Origin of the sequence: Flavobacterium sp. T12S277 (genome assembly GCF_048514875.1) — a bacterium.
Lineage (GTDB): Bacteria > Bacteroidota > Bacteroidia > Flavobacteriales > Flavobacteriaceae > Flavobacterium.
In genome coordinates this window covers 136,883-149,610 of record NZ_JBLYEG010000013.1, presented here as the reverse complement: position 1 = coordinate 149,610, position 12,728 = coordinate 136,883, and the positions used below count along the sequence as shown (strand labels likewise).

The window sequence follows — 12,728 nt, the reverse complement described above, 5'->3', positions numbered from 1 at the left end:
ATCGTGTAAGAAACATCGCTTTTAAAAGTCTAAATTTATGTATTTAAAATCAATCCTATAAATGTCAATCTATAAAAAAATAGCGATCGGTCTCATTTCAGTCTTCTTTTTTGTGATTTTACTCCATATTGGTCTTAATTATTGGATAAAAAAACAATTACCTATAATCGTACACGAGAAAAACACCACGGCTTATGCCATTCACTATGAAAAAATAGAGGTGTCGCTCTGGTCCCGAAGCATTCATGCACAAACCTTATTGGTTCATCCCAAAAACCAACTTCAAAACAGCAAGGCTAAAAACGGAATCTTTGCTAAAATCGAATCGATTACAATTAAGCATTTTAACATTTGGGATCTGGCATTCCGGGATGTCATCAGGGCCGAAAGTATCATCATTCATAAACCTCGGGTTATTTTGTACAAAAAAGGGGAAAAGCTTTTAAACAACAGTAAAAATATTAAGACCGCGATCATAGAACCCTTTCAAAAAATAGTTGCGGTTTCGAATATCTATCTGAATGAAGGAAGTGTTGACGTCGTTTCGCTCACCACTGACAAACCTATTTTCCGCATCAAAAAAATTGTTCTGAAACTGGAAGGGATTTTGGTCACCGCCGCTACTTTGAAAGAAAAAATTCCAATGCATTTTAAAAAATACGTTCTGGTATGTGATAGTTTATATTACAAACCCAATGCCTTTTATCGCCTGAATATTGGTCAGATTACCACCGAAAATCATTTTTTAAGGATGAAAAACTTTTCGTACTTACCTGAATATGGCCGAAAAGAGTTTGTTCGTAAACTAGAAAAAGAGAAGGACATTTATACCATAAAACTGGATTCGGCCGACATTGAAAAGATGGACTGGGGTTTTAAAAAAGAGCTGTTTTTCTTTAAAGCCAATTCGCTCGTTGCCCACCATGTGCAGGCCAATATATACCGCAACAAAATTCCAAAAGATGATCTCAGTAAAAAATACCTGTACAATGCTTTGCTGCGAAAAATTAAGTTCCCTTTACAGATTGATACGGTGCAGGTTTTACAGTCAAAACTGGTTTACGAGGAAGAAATTGATTTTTCAAAAGGCCCCGGAATCTTAAGTTTTGATCGTTTGAACTTGCAGGCTACGAACATCAGAAGTGGCTTTGCTTTACAGAAAACGGCTGATGTAAAGATCAAAATCAATTGTTTGTTTATGAAAACATCCCCATTGAATGTCGACTGGAGTTTTAATGTTCTTGATCGGAAAGACAGTTTTCACATTCAGGGAACCATTTCTCATTTTGATGTTGCCGCGATGGAGCCGTTTACCAAACCTTACATCAACACTGCTTTTACGGGTAAATTCAACAAATACCAGTTTAACTTTTATGGCAACGATGAGAATGCCAGAGGAAATGCCTTACTTGAATATGAAAATTTAAAAGTAAAGCTGTTTAAAAAGAAACATCCGGAAAAAGAAGCTAAACTAAAGACTGCCGTTGCCAATTTATTGCTCAAAGATGACTCGGGCGAAAAATCCAAAACAGCCAATGTTGAATTAGAACGAATTCAGGAGAAATCATTCTATAATTTTTTATGGCGAAGCATCGCTGAGTCTTTCAAGAAGATTTTGATTTGAGGTGAGGTGTTTTTCACCACGAATGAATTGATCAACTATTGGCAATGATCTTGTCATTTAGAGGATTGATGAATTCTGTAAAATAACAAACTGCAAACCTGACAATTATCAGTTTTTTTGCCCATTTATTTTCCAACCTTTGCTTATTATTTTAATTTAAAAGCAAATGGAAAAACCTTCTTTACACACTTTTCATATCCCCGTAATGGGTCTCGCATATACGATTGACAGCCCGATTCGGGTGGCGCAATTTGGTATTTCATCTGTTGTTTCTATTGCAGATGATGATTTAATTGAAAAGATGCGTAATTTTTACAGTGCTAAGTTTAATTTCCCATACGAAGAAATAAGTCAAAAATTTCAGGACTACCGAGCACAGCGCATTACCTCTTATCTCAATTTGGTCGATAAGATTGTGAAAGAAAAATTCGAAAATTTTAAAACAGAATTAATCGAAAGCAAAACCGCATTGGAAAATTATATGGCGATGCTGCCGAATACTTCCGACATCAAAAAAGGGTTTCAGAATTTACTGGAGGATGGGATTTCTTTTAAAGAAAACATTCAAAACTATATCGAATCTCATCTTTCGCCCGGTTCTATTGATGTCAATATCATGACCAAACTCGATAAGGATAATTTCGAGAAAAACGAACAGCTGCCCATCGAATTTAATGATGCTCATGCCGCTTTAAGAGGGTTTGCCAATAGCAATCTGGAGTCTTCGGTTGTACTTTCGGCAGGGATGAATCCGAGATTGTATAGTTATTTTGAAAATTTCTCCGATTTTTTCCCCAATACTAAAAACGAACTTAAAAAAAGAATTATTCTAAAAGTAAGCGATTTTAGATCGGCGATGATTCAGGGAAATTTCCTGGCCAAAAAAGGTCTTTGGGTTTCTGAGTACCGAATCGAATCAGGGTTAAACTGCGGCGGACATGCTTTTGCAACTGACGGTCTTTTATTGGGTCCGATTTTAGAAGAGTTCAAACAAAAAAAGAATCAGCTTATTCAGTCGGCACATGAGCTGATGACAAAAGTATTACAGCAAAAACAAGTTCATGCGCCTGAAAATCCATTGCCTTTAAAAATTACGGTACAAGGCGGCGTGGGAACTGCCGAAGAGCACGCATTTTTGCTGCAAAATTACAAGGTTGATTCTGTGGGATGGGGATCTCCATTTTTATTGGTTCCCGAAGCCACATCGGTAGATCAGGCCACCCGCAATTTATTAATGGAAGCGACAGAGAAAGATTTGTATTTGAGTCATATTTCCCCGTTGGGTGTTCCGTTTAATACTTTGAAAGGCACAACAAATGAAATTCTAAAACAAAAAAGAATCGATCAAAACAAAGCCGGAAGCGCCTGTCCCAAAAAATTTCTGGCACTAAGCAAAGAATACGACCCGCATGGGATTTGCACAGCCTCTAAAAAATTTCAGGATATTAAATTAGAAGAACTAGCCGCGAAAAAAGAATCTCTTTCCACTGAAGCCTACGAAAGAGCAAAATTTGCCATCACCGAAAAATCCTGTTTGTGTGTTGGATTGGCCAATGCCTCTTATTTAGAAAATGATATTAAAATCAAAGGTCAGCCACAGGGTGTTGTCATCTGTCCAGGACCCAATATGGCCTATTTTGACCACGAAGTTTCCCTGTCTGATATGCTTGCACATATTTATGGAAATAAATCAATTTTGAGAACCCCTAACAGGCCTAATTTATTTGTGAAGGAACTGAAAATGTATATTGAATATCTGAGAAATGAGATCCATACTATTTCAGGAGAAATCACGAATGCCCAATTAAAAAAATGGAATACTTTCAAAGCGAATCTCCTGGAGGGAATTGCTTATTACGAAGATTTATTCGGATCTGCTTTGTATTTTCAAAAGGATACCGAAAAAATTAAATATCAATTCGATTTTTACAAACTGGAACTGGCTACAATTAAAGTCCCGGTCGCTGAGTTGGTATAAAGAAACTGCCGATTTAAAATTTAAATCGGCAGTTTTATTTTAAAATCTATCTTATCCTTTATTCTTTTTTCTTCTTGCTGCCATCAATGATTGCTCCGGTTCCGGCACCAACACCTGCTCCGGCCAAACCGCCTATTATGGCTCCCTGACCTTTTTTCTTACTCACAATAGCTCCGGTCACTGCTCCTACTCCGGCACCAATTACGGCCCCTTTGGCAGCTGAACTCCAGCCTTTCTTTTTAGCTGTGGTTTGCGGTGCTGCTACGGATCTGTCGGCTTGCTGATGTACCACTACAACTTTTTGAGATTCCACCTTTTGCTCTTGCTCTTCTTTGATCTTTGCCATTTCTGTTTTCATTGAATCAATAACTCTTTGTTTATTAATTTCAACTTTCATCGAATCAATACTAGCTTGTTTCGCTTTATTAATATCCTCTTTTCCCTGATTCTGGCAAGAAATAATAGATAATGCAGCTATTAAAATACATAAGGCTTTCATGATTTTGTAGTTTAAAAATTATTACACTACAAAGTAAAGGAGATCTATATCATTGAAGTTACAAGATTTAACGTAAAGCTTATACAATTTGAAGATTTTAAGTGGTTTCCGATTTTGTGGAGACCAATTATTTTTATAGCACTTTTAAAAAAAAATCGCCAAAACGTTAAGTCCTGGCGAAATTATATTTTAGTTTACTTCCCTAAAATTCCTTTTTTCAGAATTTGTCCAAAATCGTACATGTCTTCGTATGAACAATACAATGGAACTGGTGCTAGACGAATTACATTGGGTTCACGCCAGTCGGTTATAACACCATTTTTCATCAGATAATCAAACAAACTTCTTCCTTCTCCGTGTAAAAAGACGGAAAGCTGGGAGGCTCTTTCCTCAGGATTTGAAGGTGTTATGATCTCAAAATTGCCTTTTACTTCCTTATCGATTTCATGCAAAATAAATTCTAAATAGGCGGTGATTTTATCTCTTTTTACGATCAAAGTATCCATTCCAACCTCAGCAAACATTTCAACCGAAGCTAAATAAGGAGCTAATGAAAGCACAGGCAGATTACTAATTTGCCAACCGTCTGCTCCATGAACAGGGTCAAAAACAGGTTCCATTTTAAAACGGCGTTCCTTGTTGTGTCCCCACCATCCGGCAAATCTTGGCAAGTCGGGATTGTTATGGTGTTTTTCGTGTACAAAACAGCCTGAAGCATTTCCCGGTCCTGAATTCATGTATTTATAACTGCACCAGGCGGCGAAATCTACGTTCCAGTTGTGAAGTTCCAGTTTGATATTTCCGGCAGCATGTGCCAAATCCCAACCTACTTTTGCTCCTGCTTTTTGTCCCGCAGCTGTAATTGTTTTCATGTCGAAAACCTGCCCGGTATAATAATTTACTCCTCCTATTAACACCAAAGCCAGTTCGTCTCCAACTTCTTCAATTTTAGCCAGTATATCTTCAAGACGAATATTGTGTTCTCCGTCACGGCGTTTGATTTCTACAATCGCATCTTCTGCTTTATAACCATGAAAATGCACCTGACTCTGAAACATATACTGATCTGAAGGAAATGCTTTTTCCTCGCAGATAATTTTATAACGGGTTGCTGTTGGCTGATAAAAAGAAACCATCAACAAATGAAGGTTTACGGTCAGCGTATTCATCACGGTAACTTCAGAAGGTAAAGCTCCAACTATTTTACTCAAAGGTGCTGCAAATCTTTCCTGATAATCCCACCACGGTTTTTCTGCATAAAAATGGCCTTCTACGGCAAGATCTGCCCAGTCGTTCATTACCTCATCAATATAAGCTTTGGTACGTTTTGGCTGTAAGCCTAAGGAGTTTCCTGTAAAGTAAATTACTCTTTTGTCATTAACTTTTGGGAATATAAATTGGTCCTGATAGTGATTTAAAGTATCCTCTGAATCGAGTTGTTTCGCGAATTCGCGTGTATTTTGAAAAGTCATTGCGTTTGTTTTGAATAGTAAAAATAACAAAAATTGTTTATTTTGTTTCAAGTTTCAGGTTTCAAGTTACCAACAGAACCTGAAACTTGAAACTTGAAACCATTATAAAATAGAAAACCCGACAAGTTTTAAAAACCTGTCGGGTCTGTTTATAAGATAAATTCTAATTAAAGAATTAACATCGCATCTCCGTAAGAGTAAAATTTGTATTCTTCTTTGATTGCTTCTTCGTAAGCTCTTTTCATTAAATCATGACCACAGAAAGCAGAAATCATCATTAATAATGTTGATTTTGGTGTGTGGAAGTTTGTAATCATACAGTTTGCAATACTAAAATCGTGAGGAGGAAAAATAAATTTATTCGTCCAGCCTTCGTAAGGATTTAAAGTATTTTGAGAAGAAACCGAACTTTCGATGGCACGCATTGAAGTTGTTCCAACAGCACAAATACGTTTTCTTCCTGCTTTTGCAGCATTTACGATATCGCAAGCTTCTTGTCTGATGATTAATTCCTCAGAATCCATTTTGTGTTTTGATAAATCTTCAACCTCAACCGGATTAAAAGTTCCTAAACCTACGTGAAGTGTTACTTCAGCAAAGTTTACTCCTTTAATTTCTAATTTTTTCAAAAGGTGTTTTGAGAAGTGTAAACCAGCAGTTGGTGCTGCTACCGCTCCTTCTTCTTTTGCATAAATTGTTTGGTATCTTTCAGCATCTTCAGCAGTTACTTCTCTGTTGATGTATTTAGGAATTGGAGTTTCTCCAAGTTCTGTCAATTTATTTCTAAATTCTTCATAAGACCCATCGTATAAGAAACGTAAAGTTCTACCACGAGAAGTAGTATTGTCGATTACCTCAGCCACTAACGAATCGTCGTCACCAAAATAAAGTTTGTTACCAATTCTGATTTTACGTGCCGGATCAACCAAAACGTCCCAAAGACGTTGCTCTGAATTTAACTCTCTTAATAAGAAAACTTCAATTCTTGCTCCTGTTTTTTCTTTGTTTCCGTACAAACGAGCCGGGAAAACTTTAGTATTGTTAAGGATCAAAACGTCTCCGTCATCAAAATAATTGATAACATCTTTGAACATTTTGTGCTCTATAGTTTGTTTTTGACGATCGATTACCATTAAACGAGACTCATCTCTGTTTTCTGCTGGAAATTCCGCTAAAAGTTCTTTTGGTAAATTAAATTGAAAATGTGATAATTTCATATTGACATTGCTGATTTTAGAGTGTAGATTTTAGATTTTTTATCTAAAATTATAAATCGTGTGCAAATATACGATTGTGAGATAGGCGTTGTCAAGTGTTTTGCTGTTTATTTTCAAAAGTCGTTGGTTTACGGATACTTTGAGTTGCTTAAAAATGAAAGTTTTATCTTTTTTTTAACTATAGAGGAAATCAAAGTGACTTTAATCCCCGTTCCTGAAAAATCGACACCTATTTTAGTCGTCAAAGTCAAAAAAATAATTACACAAAAAAACCTCCGATTTGAACCGGAGGTTTTTTCTATTTTGTTCAGCTCTTAAAAGAACTTTTATTTTTTATAGTGTCTCAATTTCAAAGGCTAATGCTTTCAAATCATTCCAGAAATCAGGATACGATTTTGAAACTACTTCGGCATCCTCAATAATTATGGGCACTTTTAAAGCCAATGGTGCAAATGCCATCGCCATACGGTGATCGTTGTAAGTCGCAATTTTCACATTGTGCTTAATGTTTTCTGATGCCGTCAAAGTCAAACTGTCATTCGTTACTGAGATCTCAGCCCCTAATTTGGTAAGTTCCACTCGCAACGCTTCCAATCGGTCTGTTTCTTTAATTTTCAAGGTATGAAGACCTGTTAAATGACAGCCAATTCCTAATCCTAAACAAGTTACCACGATGGTCTGTGCGATATCGGGCGTATTGTTCAATTCAAAATTTACAGTTTCAAATTTAAAATTCTCCTGTTTTACCAACGTCATTTTATTGTCCTGAAAAGTAGTTTTCACTCCCAATTTTTCATAAAGTGATACCAATTCAGAATCCCCCTGCAAACTATTTTCTTTATAACTGCTTAAAGTTATGGAAGCGGTGTCAGCCAAGGCTACTAAACTAAAGAAGTACGAAGCCGAACTCCAGTCCGATTCCACCACCATTTCTTTAGAAACTACTTGAGCTTTTGGATATACTTTAATCACATTTCCTTCAAAACTCGTTTGAATATCTAAATCGTTTAGCAACGCCAAAGTCATTTTGATATATGGAATGGAAGTTATCTCCCCTTCTAATGTCAATTCAAGACCATTCTCCAGTTTTGACGCCACTAATAAAAGTGCCGAAATATACTGGCTGCTTACATTGGCGGCCAAAGTTACTTTTGAAGCGGTTACTTTTTTTCCTTTGATACGAATTGGAGGATACCCTTCTGCTTTTTCATAAGAGATTTCAACACCCAATTGCTCCAAAGCTTCTACCAAAATCTTTATCGGACGCTCCTGCATTCTGCTGGAACCTGTCATCACTACTTCTCTACCTTCATTTACTGCAAAATAGGCGGTTAAAAAACGCATTGCCGTTCCTGCATGGTGAATGTCTATAATTTCATCATGACCAATCAGTGCTTTTTGCATGACCTCACTATCATCAGAGTTGGAAGTATTCGCCAAAGTAATATTTGGAAACAATGCTTTTAACAACAATAACCGGTTGGTTTCGCTTTTTGATCCTGTTACTGCAATTTGTCCTTGTAAATTATGTTGAGTTGTATGGAGTAGTAAATTCATTATAGGTAATTAAATGATGCGTTTTTGCAAATTTATTTTAAATAAAGGACACACCAAAACTTTGCCGTGACTTATCACATTATTTTAATTTATCGTTGTTTTTATGACGATCCTTATCGCGAACTGACTTTAAATCCATTTTTTTATCAAAAGCAGCTTGTAAATCTATTCCGGTTTGATTGGCCAAACAGAGCACTACAAAAACAACATCGGCCAATTCTTCGCCCAGGTCTTTATTTTTATCGCTTTCTTTTTCTGATTGTTCTCCGTACCTGCGTGCAATAATTCGGGCAACTTCACCTACTTCTTCTGTAAGTTGCGCCATATTGGTTAGTTCATTAAAATAACGAACACCATGCTCTTTAATCCAGGTATCTACATCTAGTTGTGCATTTTTCAAATCCATAGTTCTATTTTTCAACAAAAATAATTCTAATCTTTTAATACCACTAGATTCTTTTTAAAACAATTTTCTCCGTTTCTTTCGCGATCATTCCTTTGTAATATTCTTTTAACATTTCATATTGCTCCGTCGTAACGATTGCGGCATTGATTTGATGCTGAATGGTGATTTGTAAAAGATTATCGTTTGCAGCAATATTAAATTTAAAGCTTCCTAAATTATCTTCCATATTAAAAACTACAGGTGCAGGTACTGTTTCTGCTGTAAAACCTTCCGGAATTTGAAGTGTAATATTGTATTTATCCATAAATGGGAAACCAAAATCTACCGGATATTCTCTCACTTCCTGTTTAAATGGATTTTTGTCATTGGCAAAAAACAACATCGGACTCACATAGATTTTCCCTCCTATTACTTCACATAAATTACTTCCTGTAAAAGAATACGTTTCGATAATAGGCAATAAAATATCTTTTTCATTGGTTTTTGAATACTCACTGATTTCAATTTTATTGTTTGAATTCTCCAGTTTTTCTAAGTACTCCTCTTCTTTCAGCCCCGAGATATTAGCTCTTGTAATCATCGCATTGTAATCGGTACATTGTCTTCTGGTTTTTCCTGTGACCTTGCCTTCCGGATCAACACTAAAATTCATAAAAACAATATCGTTTGATGTTTTCTTAGGCATTAAATCTACCTCTTCAGAAGTTCCGTCTTTACGAATCAGTCGACCGTACCAGTTTAAGGCTCTTAGTGGTAAAACACCCGGAGTTGAAAACTTATCAGAAGCATCTAGTAAAATATTCCCTTCCGGAGTCTCCACGGCTGCGATTACATAATTAAAAGCGGTTCTGTTTGGAAAAAGTGAAATCCCGTTAGAACGTGTACTAACCAAAACCGGATTTGCGGTTAATCCAGCGTAGCGCAGCATAGCGGTTAACATCAGATTAATGTCGGCAGTATTTCCTGTCTTTTCTTTATAGGCCTTTTTAACTCCGTTTTCGGCGTAATACCCCACATAATCGTTCCATTTTACACTTCCTTTAACGTGATCCAAAACAGCTACGATTTTTTCGTCGGTTGTATTTTTTCCTTCCAGTTTCTTTTTCAAATCTTCTTCAAAATACCCTGTCTTATTTAATTCGGCGCCAAAATCCTTGTAGTCGTAAATCGTTTTCACAACCGCATTCCAGTCTACCGAATACATTTTATACTCGGAACGCGGAAATTTAGTCATCGATAATTCATGCTGAATACTCGATGTATAATTATCAATATTGTTTACAAAAGCTTCCTCTTTCATAGCCGGAAAATCTTTCGCTACATAAATTGTTTTTACTTCTGTATAATCCAGTTTATCAGTAGAAAATGATGTCGAACTGTTCATCCATCCATTTCTTTCTTTACTCGTAAAAGTGATCGTCTTTAAATTTTTCTCTACGGTTACTTTAGGAAAAATATATCCTTTTTGTCTTGGATTAAACACATAATACTCCGGAATGTAGGTTGTAAACTCTGAATAATTTACAGGAACACTGGATTGAAAATCCCACTCCCTGATAAGTCGATCGCTTGGACATCTTAAAACATAACGAAATTCAATAACAGTACCTTCTTTAACATTAGGCATTGTGATCTTTTTTTGTGCTCTGTATTTGTCGACTACTTCATCAAACACTCCATCGCTCTTTAGCTTTGTTTTTTCGATTTTCCCGCCAACTAAATTGTAGGTAACGGCATCACTAAATGCTACCTTTTCTCTAAAGTCATTCTCGTTACGGTACCATACTTTTTGATTGGCCCAGCCGTATCCTTCTTTTTTATAAATTTTAATTCGGGTTTCGACCTCTGTTACCACAACAAAACCTTCCGTCTCGTCGAATTCAATTCTCGCTGTACCTTTTCGGTACAATATCGCTGCTGTGGCTGACGAATCTTTAGGATGCACTTTTTCTTCTAATTCGGCAACAGATACTTTTCCTAGTTTAAATTCTTGTGCTGTTACTTCCGAAACAAACAACAATGCAATAAACAAACTAAAAAATTTAATAAATTTCATTTGATTAATTCTTGGTTAATATAATTTTGGCGTTATCGTTTTTTGACACCTGCTCCATAAAAAGACGGTAGTCATCGTATTCTTTATTGGAATATTTCCCTTTATTCAAAAACAACGAACGTTTGTACAGCAGTTTATTGTTTTCTTTTTTAATGATTTCGGTTTTGTACGCTCCGAACTTACCTTTTAGTTCGAAATTTGAGGGTAAAAATTCAATCGTATAACCCACAGGCAAATTAATTTCAATCTCATCGGCATCTAAATACCCACGTTGAATTTGAAATGGATTTTTTCTGTTTCGGATTCTTTTTACATTCGCAGAAGTCTGATTAAAGGCGTCTACAACAAACATCATTTTGTTTTCCGTAATCGCAGCATAATTTGACGCGCTTAGCTGAACATCCTCGGTAAAACGAATCGTTTCTTTGTTATTGTTCAACGTAATTTTACCCAATTTCAGATTGCTGATATTGTCCCAGTATTCTTTGTAGTGGGCTTCTTTTTCGGTTGGTTGAAGTTTTTCAATTTGTTGTCTAAGCCCATATTGAGAGCCCTCAGAAACAATATTTATTTTACCTGAAAAAACCCCATTCTCATCTAAAGAATAGTTTCCTTTACTGAATTGAGTATTGTCTTTTGATTCATAAATTTTCGTTTTGATTATTTCACCACCATCAGGTTTAATTACAACAACTTTCCTATCATCTGTAAAATTTGCCTGATATCCAAAAGGATCATTCTGACTGGTACATTCTAAAAAAACATATTTTTCTTTATCTGGAATACATAACATAGCATGATTCCCTTCTATAGAAAAGAAATCTTCATCAATATCTCTTAACTCGCGATCACCATATAATTCTGTATAATATGATGGTATTCCTACGACATCTAAAAGTGCTCTTGTATAATTAGATAATGCTTTACAATCTCCATATCCCAAACGGTCAACATCTGTTGCCAGCATAGGTTTAAATCCTCCAACACCTAATTGAATACTTACATATCTCGATTTCTCCTGTACATACTGATAAACAATTTTTGCTTTTTTTATAGGATCTGATTCATTTCCTACAAGTGATCTTATTTTTGTTTTAGTTTCCTCAGGCAATAATATAGTTTCTGCTAATATCTTTTCAGAAAACCATTTCCCATATTCTTTCCAATCTTTCGCATTTCCATCAATCCCTTCTAGGTTAAAGTATTCAAGACTCATAACCACTTTTGGATATAAATCACTGAATGCAGGGCTATAATCCTCTAATTTTTGGGCTAAGATATTCCTTGCGATATAGGAAACTTGTTTGTCAGATTCCTCTATCCTTTTAATATCAAAAACCGAGAACTGACTCTCCTTTTTTCTAAACCCAAGGGTATTAGGGTATTTTACATTTAAAATAGATTTTTCTACACTTACGTAATAGCTCTCTAAAGGATACCAACGTGGAAGAAAAGCTGTATTTGAAGTTTCTTTTTCACTAATATAAACTATTGTGAATGGATATGAGGTCGGGGTATAGTCTAAATAAATGTATCTAGCATCTGAAGCAAGCATAGCCCCGTCAGCGGCACTTACGTCTTTAAAATCTTTCCGTTTTATTTTTTTAATTTCGTTACCTGATGCATCGTAGACAATTGCCTCAATATTTTTAACAGAGCTTCTCTTGTTGTAGTTTTCAAAGGCGTTAATTGCTCGTGTTCCCTTTTCATTTAATACCGTAACAACTCTCTGCGTTTTGATGTTCATACTACGCTGCGAAGAAATTATGATATCTGTCTGATCCAGACGAACCACTGCATTGGCATTTTCTTTAAGGCTATCGGCTATTGCAGCCACAGCATATTCGCTTTTTTGAGCGGAAGAAATAAGGGTAAACAGGCAAAAAAATAAGGCAAGAACCAGGCTTTTCATTTAGTCA

9 protein-coding genes are annotated in these 12,728 nt (G+C 35.8%); 2 read left to right on the top strand and 7 right to left on the bottom strand.

Annotated features, from left to right (window positions below; all coding sequences use genetic code 11):
- Nucleotides 1-61: 61 nt before the first annotated feature.
- Together ACN1CN_RS18035 and ACN1CN_RS18030 are read left to right on the top strand one after the other, a co-directional pair.
- Nucleotides 62-1,624, top strand: a complete 1,563-nt coding sequence (locus ACN1CN_RS18035; protein WP_419136606.1) for a hypothetical protein — start codon at nt 62-64, stop codon at nt 1,622-1,624.
- Between the two features lie 166 nt (nt 1,625-1,790).
- Entirely contained in the window at nt 1,791-3,602 is a 1,812-nt protein-coding gene (locus tag ACN1CN_RS18030) for a hypothetical protein (protein ID WP_419136605.1), read from the top strand.
- Between the two features lie 58 nt (nt 3,603-3,660).
- Here ACN1CN_RS18030 and ACN1CN_RS18025 read toward each other — a convergent pair whose 3' ends face one another.
- The 7 genes from ACN1CN_RS18025 to ACN1CN_RS17995 all read right to left on the bottom strand — a co-directional run bounded on the left by ACN1CN_RS18025 (nt 3,661) and on the right by ACN1CN_RS17995 (nt 12,721).
- The gene (locus ACN1CN_RS18025) at nt 3,661-4,101 is read right to left on the bottom strand and encodes a glycine zipper family protein (RefSeq protein ID WP_419136604.1); all 441 of its coding nucleotides are present in this window, start codon (nt 4,099-4,101) and stop codon (nt 3,661-3,663) included.
- Nucleotides 4,102-4,295: 194 nt separating this feature from the next.
- Nucleotides 4,296-5,573: a kynureninase gene (kynU, locus tag ACN1CN_RS18020; RefSeq protein ID WP_419136603.1), complete on the bottom strand. Its 1,278-nt coding sequence runs from the start codon at nt 5,571-5,573 to the stop codon at nt 4,296-4,298.
- A 167-nt stretch (nt 5,574-5,740) separates the two neighbouring features.
- On the bottom strand, nt 5,741-6,790 hold the full coding sequence (gene queA, locus ACN1CN_RS18015) for a tRNA preQ1(34) S-adenosylmethionine ribosyltransferase-isomerase QueA (RefSeq protein ID WP_173965934.1): 1,050 nt from the start codon (nt 6,788-6,790) through the stop codon (nt 5,741-5,743).
- A 333-nt stretch (nt 6,791-7,123) separates the two neighbouring features.
- Nucleotides 7,124-8,347 carry a 3-phosphoshikimate 1-carboxyvinyltransferase gene (aroA, locus tag ACN1CN_RS18010; RefSeq protein ID WP_419136602.1) on the bottom strand — a complete coding sequence of 408 codons (1,224 nt, stop codon included), beginning with the start codon at nt 8,345-8,347 and terminating at the stop codon, nt 7,124-7,126.
- Nucleotides 8,348-8,426: 79 nt separating this feature from the next.
- The gene (locus ACN1CN_RS18005; RefSeq protein ID WP_012022600.1) at nt 8,427-8,753 is read right to left on the bottom strand and encodes a nucleotide pyrophosphohydrolase; all 327 of its coding nucleotides are present in this window, start codon (nt 8,751-8,753) and stop codon (nt 8,427-8,429) included.
- Nucleotides 8,754-8,796: 43 nt separating this feature from the next.
- On the bottom strand, nt 8,797-10,809 hold the full coding sequence (locus ACN1CN_RS18000; RefSeq protein WP_419136601.1) for a DUF3857 domain-containing protein: 2,013 nt from the start codon (nt 10,807-10,809) through the stop codon (nt 8,797-8,799).
- A gap of 4 nt (nt 10,810-10,813) precedes the next feature.
- Nucleotides 10,814-12,721, bottom strand: a complete 1,908-nt coding sequence (locus ACN1CN_RS17995; RefSeq protein ID WP_419136600.1) for a DUF3857 domain-containing protein — start codon at nt 12,719-12,721, stop codon at nt 10,814-10,816.
- Nucleotides 12,722-12,728 lie beyond the last annotated feature (7 nt).